Annotated in this window: 15 protein-coding genes; 8 read left to right on the forward strand and 7 right to left on the reverse strand. The window is 69.5% G+C overall.

The features are described from left to right. The first annotated feature begins 68 nt into the window (after positions 1-68). From EV670_RS05670 to EV670_RS05685, 4 genes are all read left to right on the forward strand, one after another. Positions 69-1073 carry a TIGR03790 family protein gene (locus EV670_RS05670; protein ID WP_242616843.1) on the forward strand — a complete coding sequence of 335 codons (1005 nt, stop codon included), beginning with the start codon at positions 69-71 and terminating at the stop codon, positions 1071-1073. 144 nt (positions 1074-1217) lie between these two features. Then, positions 1218-1640 carry a rubrerythrin family protein gene (locus tag EV670_RS05675; protein ID WP_130430801.1) on the forward strand — a complete coding sequence of 141 codons (423 nt, stop codon included), beginning with the start codon at positions 1218-1220 and terminating at the stop codon, positions 1638-1640. Positions 1641-1786: 146 nt separating this feature from the next. Beyond that, positions 1787-2335 carry a peroxiredoxin gene (locus tag EV670_RS05680; RefSeq protein WP_130430802.1) on the forward strand — a complete coding sequence of 183 codons (549 nt, stop codon included), beginning with the start codon at positions 1787-1789 and terminating at the stop codon, positions 2333-2335. 61 nt (positions 2336-2396) lie between these two features. Continuing rightward, positions 2397-2909 carry a carboxymuconolactone decarboxylase family protein gene (locus EV670_RS05685; RefSeq protein WP_130430803.1) on the forward strand — a complete coding sequence of 171 codons (513 nt, stop codon included), beginning with the start codon at positions 2397-2399 and terminating at the stop codon, positions 2907-2909. Here the strand turns inward: EV670_RS05685 and EV670_RS05690 are convergent. Continuing rightward, entirely contained in the window at positions 2875-3639 is a 765-nt protein-coding gene (locus EV670_RS05690; protein ID WP_242616844.1) for a pseudouridine synthase, read from the reverse strand. The genes EV670_RS05685 and EV670_RS05690 overlap by 35 nt on opposite strands. Further along, a complete protein-coding gene (locus EV670_RS05695) occupies positions 3636-4037 on the reverse strand; it encodes a YchJ family protein (protein WP_130430804.1) in 402 nt (133 codons plus the stop codon). The genes EV670_RS05690 and EV670_RS05695 overlap by 4 nt, the downstream gene beginning before the upstream one ends. 78 nt (positions 4038-4115) lie before the next feature. Here EV670_RS05695 and yaaA point away from each other — a divergent pair, with 78 nt between their 5' ends. Both yaaA and EV670_RS05705 read left to right on the forward strand, forming a co-directional pair. Then, on the forward strand, positions 4116-4889 hold the full coding sequence (gene yaaA / locus EV670_RS05700) for a peroxide stress protein YaaA (protein WP_130430805.1): 774 nt from the start codon (positions 4116-4118) through the stop codon (positions 4887-4889). Positions 4890-4895: 6 nt separating this feature from the next. Next, positions 4896-5753, forward strand: coding sequence for a 2OG-Fe(II) oxygenase (locus tag EV670_RS05705; RefSeq protein ID WP_130430806.1), 858 nt, complete (start codon positions 4896-4898; stop codon positions 5751-5753). Between the two features lie 16 nt (positions 5754-5769). Here EV670_RS05705 and EV670_RS05710 read toward each other — a convergent pair whose 3' ends face one another. The 5 genes from EV670_RS05710 to EV670_RS05730 form a co-directional block, all read right to left on the reverse strand. Continuing rightward, positions 5770-6315, reverse strand: a complete 546-nt coding sequence (locus EV670_RS05710) for a hypothetical protein (RefSeq protein ID WP_130430807.1) — start codon at positions 6313-6315, stop codon at positions 5770-5772. Between the two features lie 59 nt (positions 6316-6374). Then, complete coding sequence (locus tag EV670_RS05715) at positions 6375-7055, reverse strand: NAD(P)H-binding protein (protein WP_242616845.1); 681 nt, start codon at positions 7053-7055, stop codon at positions 6375-6377. A 141-nt stretch (positions 7056-7196) separates the two neighbouring features. Further along, entirely contained in the window at positions 7197-8564 is a 1368-nt protein-coding gene (locus EV670_RS05720) for a DEAD/DEAH box helicase (RefSeq protein ID WP_130430809.1), read from the reverse strand. 183 nt (positions 8565-8747) lie between these two features. Next, positions 8748-9158 (reverse strand): DUF4870 family protein, encoded by a 411-nt coding sequence (locus tag EV670_RS05725; protein WP_130430810.1) that lies wholly within the window; start codon positions 9156-9158, stop codon positions 8748-8750. A 7-nt stretch (positions 9159-9165) separates the two neighbouring features. Continuing rightward, entirely contained in the window at positions 9166-10314 is a 1149-nt protein-coding gene (locus EV670_RS05730) for an MFS transporter (RefSeq protein ID WP_130430811.1), read from the reverse strand. A gap of 142 nt (positions 10315-10456) precedes the next feature. On the opposite strand from EV670_RS05730, the gene ettA reads away from it, so the two are divergent. Together ettA and EV670_RS05740 are read left to right on the forward strand one after the other, a co-directional pair. Beyond that, the gene (ettA, locus tag EV670_RS05735) at positions 10457-12124 is read left to right on the forward strand and encodes an energy-dependent translational throttle protein EttA (RefSeq protein ID WP_130430812.1); all 1668 of its coding nucleotides are present in this window, start codon (positions 10457-10459) and stop codon (positions 12122-12124) included. A 101-nt stretch (positions 12125-12225) separates the two neighbouring features. Beyond that, a complete protein-coding gene (locus tag EV670_RS05740) occupies positions 12226-15021 on the forward strand; it encodes a zinc-dependent metalloprotease (protein ID WP_165393248.1) in 2796 nt (931 codons plus the stop codon). Positions 15022-15050: the final 29 nt, after the last annotated feature.

Genomic DNA, 15050 nt, shown 5'->3' on the forward strand with positions numbered 1-15050 from the left:
GCACGACGAGTACCGTCACAGCGCCAACCGAAGCCCGCGCCGCGTTGGCGGGCACCCGCGGCGGACGCTTGAGCGGCGCCGACATCGGCCTCGTCATCAATACCGCCGATCCCTACTCGGTGCGGGTCGGCGAGCACTACGCGCGGGCGCGCGGACTGACGCCGCAGCAGGTGCTGCACATCGAATTGCCGGTGCGTGCCGCGTTGACGCGCGAGGAGTTCGCGGCCTTCGAGGCCGCGCTTCAGGGCGCGTTCGGTGCGCCGCGCCAGAGCCGGGTGCAGGCGCTCGCGCTGGCCTGGCGTACGCCGTACGCGGTGGAATGCATGTCGATCGGCGGCGCGCTCGCGCTCGGTGTCGACGCGCTGGACTGCCGGCGCAGCTGCGGTCGCAGCACCGCATCGCCCTACTTCAACAGTGCCTCCGCGCGCCCGGCGCGCGAACTCGGCCTGTGGCCGTCGATGCTCTTGGCGGCCGACAGCACCGACGCGGCGCTGGCGCTGATCGACCGCGGCGTGGCGGCTGACCGCGGACTCGGGCGGCGCGGTGCGCCACCGGTGGAGGCATTGCTCCTGTCTTCGCGCGATGCGGCTCGCAACGCGCGCGCCGCGCTGTATCCGCCCGCCGGCGCGATCCGCGGCACGGGCGTCGACATCCACCTGGCGACGGTCGACGCGGCACTGCCGGCCGCCGGCCCGGCCAGCGAGGCCGGCGGCGCCGAGCCGCTCGAGCCTGTGCTGCTGGTACAGGTCGGCATGGCCAGGCTGCCGCCGTTGGCGTCGCTGCGATTCGTGCGTGGCGCGCTGGCCGACCATCTCACCTCCTACGGTGGCCGGCTCGACGACGCGCGCGGGCAGAGCAGCGCGCTCGAGTGGATCCAGGCCGGCGCCACGGCGACCCACGGCACCGTCAGCGAGCCCTGCAACCACCTGCAGAAGTTCCCGCATCCGCAGGTGCTGCTGTTGCACTACCTGCGGGGCGAGACGGCGATCGAGGCTTACTGGAAGAGCGTGGCCTGGCCGGCACAGAGCCTGTTCATCGGCGAGCCGCTGGCGGCGCCCTTCGCGCGCGATTGAGCCGGCCGAGGGCGGACCCGCTGCAATACGGCGGGCAACTGGACGCCGACACCGGCTTGCCGTACGGTCCTGCAACGGCGGTTTCCACATGCGGCCGTCGGATCCGTTTCGCGTCGTGCAACACCTAGCCACAAGGAGCATTCCATGCAGCTCAAGGGTTCCAAGACCGAGCAGAACCTGAAGAACGCCTTCGCCCGCGAATCACAGGCCAGTCGGCGCTACCTCTACTTCGCGAACAAGGCCGACATCGAGGGTCAGTGTGACGTCTCCGCGCTGTTCCGCTCCACCGCCGAGGGCGAGATCGGTCATGCCCAAGGCCACCTCGAGTTTCTCGAGCATGGCTCGGGCGACCCGATCACCGGGCTGCCGATCGGTGCCACCCGCGACAACCTCAAGGCCGCCGTCGCCAGCGCGACCCACGAGTACGCCGACCTGTACCCGGGTATGGCCAAGCAGGCCCGCGACGAGGGCTTCGAGGAGATCGCCGACTGGTTCGAGACACTGGCCAAGGCCGAGCGCTCGCACGCCAGCCGCTGCCAGAAAGCGCTCGACGCGCTGGTCGACTGAGGGCCGCCGCGGCCTCTGTCCGGACCCCGCGCCGGCGGCGCCGTCACGCTCAATCGTCGCCTTAGGGAGCCTCAATCCAAGGGTTGTCCCGGGGTCCGGTATCATTGCTCCATCGCAGTTCCCTACTGAGCTATCTGGAGTAATTGATGAAGACCATTGGTGACAAGATCGAATCCTTCAAGGTCGTCGGCGTGAAGCCCGGCTTCAACCAGCATGAGGAAAACGGCGCCTCGGCCTTCGAGGACATCACCGAGAAGAGCTTTGCCGGCAAGTGGAAGGTCATCTACTTCTGGCCGAAGGACTTCACCTTCGTCTGCCCGACCGAGATCGTCGCCTTCAACAAGCTGGCCGGTCAGTTCGAGGAGCGCGACGCGGTGCTGCTCGGCGGTTCGACCGACAACGAGTTCTCCAAGCTCGGCTGGCGCCGTGACCACAAGGACCTGAACAAGCTCGGCCACTGGAGCTTCGGCGACTCGAACGGCTCGCTGGTCGACCAGCTTGGCGTGCGCGACAAGGCCGAGGGCGTGGCGCTGCGTGCGACCTTCATCGTCGACCCGGACAACGTGATCCAGCATGTCTCGGTCAATAACCTGAACGTCGGCCGCAACCCGGACGAGATCCTGCGCATCCTCGACGGTCTGCAGACCGACGAGCTGTGCCCGTGCAACCGCGGCGTCGGCGGCGCGACCCTCTGATCCGTGCTTCGGCAAGCCCGCTTCGGCGGGCTTTTCCAGACTCAATCGATAGAGCTGATCAATGGACTTTCTGAATTCGATCAAAGAGCAGATCCCCGACTACGCCAAGGACATCCGCCTCAACCTCGACGGCGTGATCGCGCGTTCCAGCCTGGCGCCCGAAGACGCGCTCGGCGTGGCGCTGGCCGCGGCCTTTGCCTCCAACAGCCAGCCGCTGGTGGCCGCCTTCAGGGCCAACATGCCCGAGGCTGAAGCCAACGCCGCGCTGACCGCCGCGGCGCTGATGGGCATGAACAACGTCTGGTACCCGTACCTCGAGATGGCCGGCGATGAGGAGCTCAAGAAGCAGCGCGCCGAGCTGCGCATGAATGCCTACGCTACCAGCGGCGGCGTCGAGAAGAAGAAGTTCGAGGCCTACGCGCTCTCGGCCTCGATCGTCGGCAAGTGCCACTTCTGCGTTGCTTCGCACTTCGAGCTGCTGAAGAAGGAAGGCCTGACGACGCAGCAGCTGCGCGACATCGGCCGCATCGCGGCGGTGGTCAACGCGGCGGCCCAGGTGCTGGCGGCGGGCTGAGCAGGACGGGTTGCGACCACGCCGGGTGCGCGAGCAGGCGCTGCCAGTCGGCGTTCCACGCGGCCCCGATCGGCGAGACCACGTGCAGCGTGCCGCCGTCGGGGTGCGCGAGTTCCAGTTCGAGCGCATGCAGCCACAGCCGCGTGATGCCCAGTTCGGCAGCCCACCAGCGGTTGTGGACGCCCTTGCCGTGGGTCGCGTCGCCGATCACCGGATGCGCCAGGTGCTTCAGGTGGCGGCGGATCTGGTGCCGGCGGCCGCTCAGCGGCTGCGCGCGCACCAGGCCGTAGCGGCTCGTCGCGAAGCGGTCGAGGCCGTTGCCGACGGCCATCTGCGCCAGCGCCTCGAACAGCGTGCGCGCCTCCTGCGCCGGCGCATCCTTCGGCGCGTCGTCCGGTCGCAACGCATGGTCCACGCCGACCGCCTGCGGCGGCCAGCCGCGCACGAAGGCGAGATAGTGCTTGCGCACCGCGCCCTCGCTGGCAAATGCGGCTCCGAGGGCGCGAGCGGTCACGGCATCGCGCGCCAGCAGCAGCACGCCGGAGGTGCCCTTGTCGAGCCGGTGCACCGCGTGCCACGCATGCCCGGTCTGGTGCAGGAGCCGGCGCATCAGCGTGTCGGTCTCGTGTGCGTCGAGCGCGCTGCGATGCACCAGCAGGCCGGCCGGCTTGTGCACCGAGAGCACGCTGCCGTCGTCGTGCAGCACCGGGATCGGCCGTGGCGGACTCACGGCTGCGCCACGTCGCCGTCGACGTAGTACCAGCGACCCTGATCGCGCACGAAGCGGCTGCGCTCGTGCAGCCGATGCGCGCGGCCGCCCCACTTGCTGCGCGCCACGAACTCGACCTCGGCGTGGTCCGCGTCGATCTGCCGCTGTGCCCGCAGTTCGAGCCCGAGCCAGCGCAGCCCGGCTTCGTTGGGTTCGAGCCGTGGCGGGCGGGTCGACGGGTGCCAGCTCGCGAGCAGGTAGTCGAGGCGATCGAGCACGAAGGCGCTGTAGCGCGATCGCATCAGCAACTCCGCGCTCGGCGCCGGCTCGCCGGCGTGCCAGCGCCCGCAGCAACGGCCATAGCGCGCCGGCAGGCCGCAGGGGCAGGGCAGATCCTCGGGCGCGATGCTCGGCTTCATGGCGGGCGCGAGCATGCCACGCGCGCGATCCCGGCTCGCGGCTGCTAGGCTTTGCGTTTTGCCCGAACCGTTCATCGAATGCTGTTGCTCCTGTCGCCCGCCAAGTCCCTCGACTACCAGACCCCGGCCCCGCCCGGGCTCACCCACACGCGCCCGCTGTTCGCCGCCGAGGCCCAGCAGCTGATCGGGATGCTGCGCACCAGGAGCGTGGACGACATTGCCGCGCTGATGAACCTGAGCGAGTCGCTCGCCAGCCTCAATGTGGCCCGCTATGCCGCCTGGTCGCCGCGCTTCACGGCCGCCAACAGCAAGCAGGCGGTGCTGGCCTTCGATGGCGATGTCTACGAGGGGCTGCAGGCCGGCCAGCTGAGCAGCGCCGATCTCGCCTGGGCCCAGCAGCATGTGGCGATCCTCTCCGGCCTCTATGGCGTGCTGCGCCCGCTCGATCGCCTGCAGCCCTACCGGCTCGAGATGGGCACGCGCCTGGCCAATGCGCGCGGCAAGGATCTCTACGCCTTCTGGGGCAACTCGATCGCCGAACACCTCAATGACCGGCTCGCGAGCGAGAAGGCCCCGCTGGTCGTCAACCTTGCGTCGGAGGAGTACTTCAAGGCGGTGGACCGCAAGACCCTGCGCGCGCGCGTCGTGCACTGCGTGTTCGAGGACTGGCATGGTGGCCGCTACAAGATCATCAGCTTCCACGCCAAGCGGGCGCGCGGAATGATGGCGCGCCATGCGATTCGCCACCGTGCCCGCGGCCTCGCGGCGCTTCAAGGCTTCGATGCCGAAGGCTATGCTTTGGCCGCCGAAGCCAGCGAAGCGGATCGCCTGGTATTCCGTCGTCGTCTCTGAATCGCCATGAACCAGATCGTCACTCCCGAACTGCGCCGCTGGATCGTCGAGCAGGCCGAGGCCGGCCACCGACCCGAGGCGGTACTCGAGGCCATGAAGTCCAGCGGCTGGCAGGAGCCGGTCGCGATCGAGGCGCTCGAGATGGTGCTCAGCGAGCGACTGGCCGAGCGCAGTGCCGGTGCGACGGAGCCGGTCATGCCGGCGGCCGTGGCGCTGCCCGAGCCCGACCTGCGCGGCACGCCGCCATCGATCTGGGCCCACGATCGCGAGGTGCGGGTGGTGATGGCGATGCACGACCCGCGCGTCGTCGTCTTCGCCAACCTGCTTGGCGAGAACGAATGCGAGGAGATCATCCAGCTCGCGCGACAGCGCCTGGAGCGCTCGCACACGGTCGACATGAGCACCGGCGACAGCGAGGTCAACGCTGCACGCACCAGCGAGGGCATGTTCTTCGTGCGCGCCGAGCACCCGGTCTGCGCCCGCCTCGAGGCGCGACTGGCGGCGCTGCTGAACTGGCCGGTCGAGAACGGCGAAGGCCTGCAGGTGCTGCGCTACCGCCCGGGCGCCGAATACAAGCCGCACTACGACTATTTCGACCCGGCGCAGCCCGGTACGCCGACCATCCTCAAGCGCGGCGGCCAGCGGCTGGCAACGATCGTGATGTACCTCAACACGCCGCTCAAGGGCGGTGGCACCACCTTCCCCGACGTTCAGCTCGAAGTGGCGCCACAGCGCGGACACGCCGTCTTCTTCAGCTACGACCGGCCGCTGCCCGCGACCCGCACACTGCACGGCGGCGCACCGGTGCTCGAGGGCGAGAAATGGGTCGCCACCAAGTGGCTGCGAGCCGGACGCTTCGATTGAGTGCTGTCGGCGGGGGCTAGCGCAGCCCGCCGGGCGTCGACGGCGTTCCCCCGCCGAACGCCCTGGCGCCCTCGATGCGGCTCCAGCGCCGCTGATCCCAGCTTTGTGGTCCCTCGACCGGCCAGCGCTCGAGCCAGGGCTGAAGCTCGGCGCGCGGCAGGCGCAGGAAGCGGACCTCGGCGCGCAGCAGATGTCGCGCGCTGCGCGTCTTGCACTTCGGCGGCAGCGTGGCCTGGCGCAGGTGCACCCAGTAGATGCAGTTGCGCGCATCCCAGAAGCTCTGGCGCTCGAAGTGCACGCGACCGGCAAAGCCGGTGGCAGCCGGCAGCACGATGCAGTCGTCGGGCAACACCACCACCGCGAAGGGCAGCGCACCGGCGCTCAACGTTTCGCCAGCGTGGACGAAGATCACGCGCTCGATCGCTTCGGTGTCGATACGGTCGACCACCTCGTCGCCATGGCAGACAAGGATCTCGTGGCCCTGCCATGCGCTCGACCAGTCTTCACCACGGCGCCGGGCGACCGGACCCGGCACCGCCTGCTGAGCGGGACGCTTGAACATGCACGCACTCTAGGACGCGTGCGGATCCCATGCTGTGAGCAGCGACTACAGAGTGTGACCTAGAGATCGAACTGGCCGAGGGCGCGCGAGTCGAGCAGGGTCGATCCCGGCGCCGGCTTGCGCAGGCTCTCGATCATCGCGCGCGCCACCGCGCGTGCCGGCACCGGCCGCCAGACCGAGGGCAGCCATTGCCCGAGCGGGGCGAGCAGGGCCAGGGCGGCGCGCTCGCCAGGGCGTGGCTTCTGCTCGAGCGTTGCGCGGTCGCCGCTGAGCAGCGAGGGGCGGGCGATCACGACGCTTCGGTAGCCGAGCGTCTGCACCGCGGCTTCCATCTCGCCCTTGACGCGGTTGTAGAACACGCGCGAAGCGGGGTCGGCTCCCAGCGCCGAGACCACGGCCAGCCGCGTGGCGCCGGCTATGCGTGCTAGTCGGGCGAGGTGCACGACGAGGTCGAGATCGACGCGGCGAAAAGCCTCCTGCGAACCGGCTGCGCGGATCGTGGTGCCCAACGCGAGGTAGACATCGTCGGCGGCTGGCACGCTGCTGGCGCCGGCCAGCGGGCCGATCTCGACGCTCATCTTGCGAACCACGGGCTGATCCGTCAGCGGTCGCCGCGCGAGAACGTGCACCTCGGCGTAGCGCGAGTCGGCCGCCAGCAGGCGCAGCAACTCGCGTCCGACCAGTCCGGTGGCCCCGGCCAGCAGGGCACGGCGCGGCGCCGCCCCTTGCACATCCTGCACGGGGGACGTCGCCGACAACATCGACACAACCCGCATGCAGGCCAGCGTGCCACAGAGGGCCGCCAGCGTCAGCCCAAAGCTCGTGGGTTGGGCCTAAAGCGTTGCGTGCGCGAGTCGGTGCCCGCGCCGCATCGTCAATTCTTAACGGCCGCTGCGGTAGCCGCCGCCGTTGCCACCACCGCTGCGGCCGCCGCCGTGGCCCGACCGTGCCCCATTGCCGCGCGGAGCGCCGGCCGGAGCGCCGCTGCGCGATCCAGAACCTGCGCCGGGACGAGCCCCGCCGGGACGGCCCTGGCCGCGCCCGCCGCCACCACCACCGCCGAGCGTGCGACGGCCGATCTGGATCGGCTCCGGACGCTCGCTGGCCGGGGCCTCGAAGCCTGCCACCGCCTCGCGCGGGATGCGCTGCTTGATCAGGCGCTCGATGTCGGCGAGGAAGCCTTCCTCGTCCATGCAGACCAGGCTCAGCGCCTCGCCCTCGGCGCCGGCGCGGCCGGTGCGGCCGATGCGGTGCACGTAGTCTTCCGGCACGTTGGGCAGCTCGTAGTTCACGACATGCGGCAGCTGATCGATGTCGATGCCGCGTGCGGCGATGTCGGTCGCCACCAGCACCTGCAGCGAGCCGGCCTTGAACTCCGACAGCGCCTTGGTGCGCGCACCCTGGCTCTTGTTGCCGTGGATCGCCATCGCGCTGATGCCCTGCTGCTCGAGATACTCGACCAGGCGGTTGGCACCATGCTTCATGCGCGTGAAGACCAGCACCTGGTGCCAGTCGTTGCTCTTGACCAGGTGCGCCAGCAGTTCCTTCTTGCGCTCACGGCCAACCGTGATCACCTTCTGCTCGATGCGCTCGGCGGTGGTGTTGCGGCGCGCGACCTCGATCACCTGCGGCTTGTTCAGCAGCTTGTCGGCCAGGGCCTTGATCTCGTCGCTGAAGGTGGCCGAGAACAGCAGGCTCTGCTTGTCCTTGGGCACTACCGCCAGCACCTTCTTGATGTCGTGGATGAAGCCCATGTCGAGCATGCGGTCGGCTTCGTCGAGCACCAGGATCTCGACCTTGCTGAGGTCGAGCGTGCGCTGCTGGTGGTGGTCGAGCAGGCGGCCGGGGGTGGCAACGAGGATGTCGACGCCACGGCGCAGCTTGTCGATCTGCGGCTGCATGCCGACGCCGCCGAACATCGCCATGCTGCTGAGCTTGAGGAAGCGGCCGTAGGTGCGCACGCTTTCCTCCACCTGCGCCGCGAGTTCGCGGGTCGGCGTGAGGATCAGGCAGCGCACCGGCACGCGGCCGTGGTGGTCGCGCTTGGCATCGACCGCAGCCAGCTTGTGCAGGATCGGCAGCGTGAAGCCGGCGGTCTTGCCGGTGCCGGTCTGGGCGCCGGCGAGCAGGTCACCGCCGGCCATCACGGCCGGAATGGCCTGGCTCTGGATCGGGGTGGGAGTCGTGTAGCCGGATTCGTGCACGGCACGAAGAATCGGCTGGGCCAGGCCCAGGTCGTCGAAGGTCATGTGGGTTTGAGTGTCCGCACAAGGGCGGACCGGCTCGGCCTGCGGCGGCTCGTGAAGAGCGCCCCAGTCGGCGGGCACGAAGAGTTGGGAGGCGTCGGAATCGACTGCGGCAGCGTGACTGGTAACGCTGCGCGAACCTGCATTCTAACTGGCAGCGGCCCAGGGCCGCTGTGCAGGGGTAACTCAGACCGGCATCGGCTGCTTGTCCTTGAGCCGCAGCCAGCCGCGCGCGATGCGGTAGATGGCCCATATGCCGAGCACGACGAACATCACCACGGTGATCGGCAGGCCGATGATCGTGAACGCGACCAGCACCGCCAGCACCGACCACAGCAGCGCGTACCAGAAGGTGCGGATCTGCCAGGAGAAGTGCGACTCGAGCCAGGTGCCGCGCGCCTCGCCGCGCTTCACGTAGTTGATGATCACCGCGATGATCGACGGCCAGCCGAACAGGAAGGAGCCGACCACGCTGGCCGCGCCGAAGGCGCCGATCGCCAGCCCGAGCGCGTGCAGCGCGTAGACGATATGGGTGATGCGCAGCAGCGAGTCGGGCACGGCGCCGGCTGCCGGGGAGTTGGAGGTGATGGAGTCCATCACCAAATCATGACATGGCCGGTGACGGCCGGCGCCGGCCGACGACCAGCGTCAGCAGCCCGAGCAGCGCCAGCGGCACGCCGATCCAGGCCAGCCGGTCAAAGCCGAGCGGGGCAGCGAACAGCCCGCCGAGCGCGGCCCCGAGCGCGGTGCCGATGTAGAGCATCGAGGTGTTCAGCGACAGCAGCAGCGGCGCCTGCGCGGGTGCGCCCGAGACCAGGCGCGCCTGCTGTGGCGCCATCATCCCGAAGCCGCAGACGCCCCAGACCAAAAGCACCGTGACGATGGCAGTCAGCGAGCCTGCCGTCAGCGGTACCAGCGCCATCATCGTGCCGAGCAGGCTGAGCTGGACCACCAGCGTGCGGCGGGTACCGAAGTGGTCGTTGGCCCAGCCGCCGACCAGCGTGCCGGCCACCCCCGACAGCCCGAACAGCATCAGCGTGAAGCTCTGCAGGCCCGGGCTCATCGGCCGCAGGCTCTGCAGCACCGGTCCGATGTAGGCGAAGACGCAGAAGATCGCGGTGAAGTAGAGCAGGGTCAGCAACAGGGTGCGAAGGATCTCGCCCCGCCGCAGCAGTCCGCCGAGCCCCTCGAAGCTCGCGCCCGGCACCTGCAACGAGGCCGGAACCTTGAGCGCGACCAGCACCAGCGCGGCCGCACCGAGCGCGGCGATCAGCGCGATCGGCGCGTGCCAGCCGAAGCGCAGCCCGAGCCAGGAACCGAGCGGGAGCCCGACCACGTAGCTCAGGCTGATGCCGAGGAAGACGAAGGCCAGTGCCTTGCCGCGCCGCGCCGGCTCGACCAGCGCGACCGCGATGCCGGCGGCGATCGGCGTGAACATCGCGCCCAGGCCCATCAGCACGCGGCCCGCGAGCAGCACCGCCAGGCTCGGCGCCAGCGCGCAGACGAGGTTGCCGAGCGTGAACAGCGCCAGCGCCAGCAGCAGCGCATGCTTGCGCGGCCAGCGTCCGGTGGCGACCAGCATCGGCGGCGCCAGCAGCGCGGTGGCCAGCGCGTAGGCCGTCATGGCCTGGCCGGCGGCGGGAATGCCGACGCCGAGATCCGTGGCGATCGGCTGCAGGATGCCGGCGACGACGAAGGCGCCGGAGCCGATCACCAGGTTGACCAGCGAAAACAGGATCAGCAGGCGCGGCATGACTCTCCTAGAACGTCGCGTGAACCTAGCAGCAAAGCATCAGCCTTGCCGGGCGGCGACAATAGCGGCATTGCCCGCCTCCGGCGCCGTCCGCGCCGCCACCGCGGGCCACCCCGTTTCCAGGAAAGAGCTGCTGCACACCATGGCCCAGTACGTCTACACGATGAACCGCGTGGGGAAGATCGTTCCCCCGAAGCGTCAGATCCTCAAGGACATCTCGCTGTCCTTCTTCCCCGGCGCCAAGATCGGCGTGCTCGGCCTCAACGGCTCGGGTAAGTCGACGCTGCTGAAGATCATGGCCGGCATCGACAGCGAGATCGAGGGCGAAGCGGTGCCAATGCCCGGCATCAAGATCGGCTACCTGCCGCAGGAGCCGCAGATGGACGCCACGCAGACCGTGCGCCAGGCGGTCGAAGAGGGCATCGGCGGCGTGCTGGCCGCGCAGAAGCGGCTCGACGAGGTCTACGCCGAGTACGCCGAACCCGACGCCGACTTCGACAAGCTGGCCGCCGAGCAGGCCGAGTTGGAGGCCATCATCGCCGCCGCCGGCAGCGCCAACACCGACCTGCAGCTCGAGATCGCCGCCGACGCGCTGCGCCTGCCGCCGTGGGACGCGCTGATCGGCAACCTCTCGGGCGGCGAGAAGCGTCGCGTTGCGCTCTGCCGCCTGCTGCTGAGCCAGCCCGACATGCTGCTGCTCGACGAGCCGACCAACCACCTCGATGCCGAGTCGGTCGAGTGGCTGGAAGTCTTCCTCAAGCGTTTCGGCGGCACCGTGGTCGCGATCACCCACGATCGCTATTTCCTCGACAACGCCGCCGAGTGGATCCTCGAACTCGACCGCGGCCGCGGCATTCCGTACAAGGGCAACTACAGCACCTGGCTCGAGCAGAAGGAGGAGCGGCTCGAACTCGAGCAGAAGACCGAGGACGCGCGCACCAAGGCGATGAAGAAGGAGCTCGAGTGGGTGCGCTCCAATCCCAAGGGGCGCCAGGCCAAGAGCAAGGCGCGGATGGCGCGCTTCGAGGAACTCAGCGACGTCGACTACCAGAAGCGCAACGAGACCAACGAGATCTTCATCCCGGTCTCGGACCGGCTCGGCAACGAAGTGCTCGAGTTCGTCAATGTCACCAAGAGCTTCGGCGAGCGGGTGCTGATCGACGACCTCAGCTTCAAGGTGCCGGCCGGCGCGATCGTCGGCATCATCGGTCCCAACGGCGCCGGCAAGTCGACGTTGTTCCGCATGATCCAGGGCATCGAGAAGCCCGACAGCGGCGAGGTCAAGATCGGCCCGACCGCGAAGCTGGCCTTCGTCGACCAGAGCCGCGAGTCGCTCGACGGTGAAAAGACCGTCTGGCAGGACGTCTCCGGCGGCCTCGACAACATCGTGGTCGGCAAGTTCGTGATGCCCTCGCGTGCCTACCTCGGCCGCTTCAACTTCAAGGGCAACGACCAGCAGAAGCTGGTCAAGAGCCTGTCGGGCGGCGAACGCGGCCGGCTGCATCTGGCCAAGACCCTGGCCAAGGGCGGCAACGTGCTGATGCTCGACGAACCCTCGAACGACCTCGACGTCGAAACGCTGCGCGCGCTCGAAGACGCGCTGCTCGAATTTGCCGGCAGCGCGATGGTGATCTCGCACGATCGCTGGTTCCTCGACCGCATCTGCACCCACATCCTGGCCAGCGAGGACGATTCCAAGTGGGTCTTCTTCAACGGCAACTACCAGGAGTACGAGGCCGACAAGAAGAAGCGCCTTGGCGAGGAGGGCGCCCGCCCGCATCGCCTGCGTTTCAAGGCGCTGCACGCCTGAGTCGACGCCACGTCGCGGGCATGCGACGTGGCGTCTGCCCGAATGGGCAGCTGGGCGCGGCTCACGCAAGATGCGGGTTCTTGCATGAACTCCGTTTCCCGATGAGCCTATCCCCGATCTCCTCGATTCGCGTCACGCCGCTGGCGCTGGCGGCCCTGCTGGCGCTGGCCGGCTGCGCGACCACCGCGCCGACCGCCGAACCGGCCAAGGCCGACGCCGCCGTGGCGTCGGCCGCGACCTCCGCCGCGCCGGCGACGCCGGTTGCCGCTGCTGCGGCACCGAACGCCGGTGCCTCGGCACCGACGGCGGCTCGACCGGCCGCGGCGCCCGCCGCCGGCGCGCCGCCGCCCTTCGCCACCGTGGCCAAGGACGCCAAGGAGAGCGCCGGCCTGATCGCGGTCTGGCGCAAGGATGAGAAGACCTGGCTCGAGCTGCGGCCCGAGGACTTCAAGAAGACCTACTTCCTGAGCCCCAAGTTCGCGACCGGCATCGGCGAGAACATGCTGTTCGGCGGCCTGATGGCCGGCAGCTGGGCGGGGCCGGTCAGCACGCCGCAGGCGTTGCAGTTCCGCCGCGTCGGCAACCAGGTGCAGATGATCGCGGTCAACACCGATTTCGTCGCCAAGGACGGCTCGCCGGCCGCACTGGCGGTCAAGAGCGCGTTCTCGCCGAGCCTGCTCGGCAGCGCACCGGTGGCCAGCGCCGCGCATCCGGAGCGCGGCTCGGTGCTGGTCGACGCCAGCGCGCTGTTCGTCAGCGACCTGCCGGGCATCGGCATCGCGCTGCAGCGGCTCTATCGCCAGAACTACGCGCTCGACCGCGGCAACTCGGCACTGACCACGGTGCGCAACAGCGCCGAGCTGCTGGTGCTGGAAACGCTCAACCACTACGCCAGCGCCGGCATCGCGGTCGCGCAGCCGAACACGCCGCCCGGCACGCCGGTGCCGACCGTGCCGAAGTCGCTGCCCGACGTGCGCAGCCTGTTCATGACGATGCACTACTCGCTGTCGGTGCTGCCCGAGCAGCCGATGGCGGCGCGCAAGGCCGACCCGCGCCTGGGCTACTTCCAGACCGTGGTCAGCGACTTCAGCGACGATCTCGCGCGCAGCCCCAGGCAGCGCCTGATCAACCGCTGGCGGCTCGAAAAGAAGGACCCGGCGGCCGCGCTGTCGGAGCCGGTCAAGCCGATCACCTTCTGGCTCGACCGCAACATCCCCGAGAACTACCGCGCACCGATCGCCGCCGGTGCGCTCGAGTGGAACAAGGCCTTCGAGAAGATCGGCTTCAAGAACGCGATCGTTGTCATCCAGCAGCCGGCCGACGCCGACTTCGACACCCTCGACGTCAACCGTGCCTCGATCCGCTGGATGACCAACTCGGCGCCAGCCTTCGGTGCGATCGGGCCCAGCCACGTCGACCCGCGCAGCGGCGAGATCCTCGACGCCGACATCGGCTTCGAGAGCCTGTCTTCGCGTGCGCGTCGCAACGAGCGGACCCAGATCCTGGCCGCCTCGGCCGGCGAGCACTCGCACTTCGAGGCGGGGCCGCATGCATCGCTCGGCGAGATGATGCGTTGCAGCTACGCCGACCACGCGACCGAGCAGCTCGGCTACGCGCTCGACGTGCTCGAGGCGCGCGGCGATCTCGATCCCGACAGCCCCGAGGCCGAGGCCCACGTGTTGGCCTACCTGAAGGACGTGTCGATGCACGAGGTCGGCCACACGCTCGGGCTGCGCCACAACTTCCGTGCCTCGCGCGTGTTCACTCAAGCGCAGATCAACGACCCGGCATTCGTCGCCAGCAACGGGCTGACCGGCTCGGTGATGGAGTACTCGCCGGTCAACCTGGCCGGACCCGGCCAGCGGCCGTTGACCGCTTTCACGCCCACGCTCGGCCCCTACGACTACTGGGTCATCGAGTACGGCTACAAGCCGATCGACGCCAAGGACGAGGCGGCCGAGCTGCAGCGCATCGCCGCGCGCAGCGCCGAGCCGCTGCTGGCCTACGCGACCGACGAGGACAACTACCTCGGCATCGACCCCGAGTCGCTGCAGATGGACCTCGGCGAGGACCCGATCGGCTTTGCTCGCAAGCGCTTCGACATCGCCCGCGACCTGTTCGCGCGCCAGGAGACGCGCCAGCTCAAGGCCAACGCCGACTTCGCCGTGCTGCGTCGCTCGGTGGGCTACGCGCTGCGCGACGTCGGCCGCGCCTCGAGCGTGCTGTCCCGCCAGATCGGCGGCGTGCGCACGCTGCGCGACTTCCCCGGTAGCGGCCGCGACCCGCTGGAGCCGACCAACGCCGCCAAGCAGCGCGAGGCGCTCGACCTGCTCGCCACGCGCGTGCTGGCGGCCGACGCCTTCAAGCTCTCGCCATCGCTGCAGCGGCGCATGGCGCCCGACTTCCACGAGCGCGGCGACTCGCTCGGCGAGCCCGGCGGGCCGGTCGGCAGCGACTTCTCGCTGACCCAGCTGCTGCTGCAGAACCAGCGCGCCGTGCTCGGCCAGCTGATGAGCGACGGCGTGGCCGCGCGCATCCTCGACAGCGAGGCCAAGGTCGACAAGCCTTCGCAGGTGTTCCACCTCAGCGAGCTCTACGGGCGGCTGACGCGCGAGGTCTGGAGCGAGCTCGGCGCCAGTGGCGACATTCCCGGTGCCCGCCGCGAGTTGCAGCGTGAATACGTCAACCGCGTCTCCGCGATGCTGCTCAGGCCCACCGCGATGAGCCGCGCCGATGCCCGCAGCCTGCTGCGCGCCGAGGCGCAGCAGCTGCGCGGCAAGCTGCAGTCGGCCTCGGGCCGGCCGGGGCTGTCGGCCGAGGCGCGCGCCCATCTGCGCGACAGTGCCGATTCGCTCGTCCAGGCGCTCGACGCCAAGCTGGTGCGCGCCGGGGCCTGAGCACCGCGCTGCGCGACACGAGGGCCGCC

Source organism: Rivibacter subsaxonicus (genome assembly GCF_004217215.1).
GTDB lineage: Bacteria > Pseudomonadota > Gammaproteobacteria > Burkholderiales > Burkholderiaceae_C > Rivibacter > Rivibacter subsaxonicus.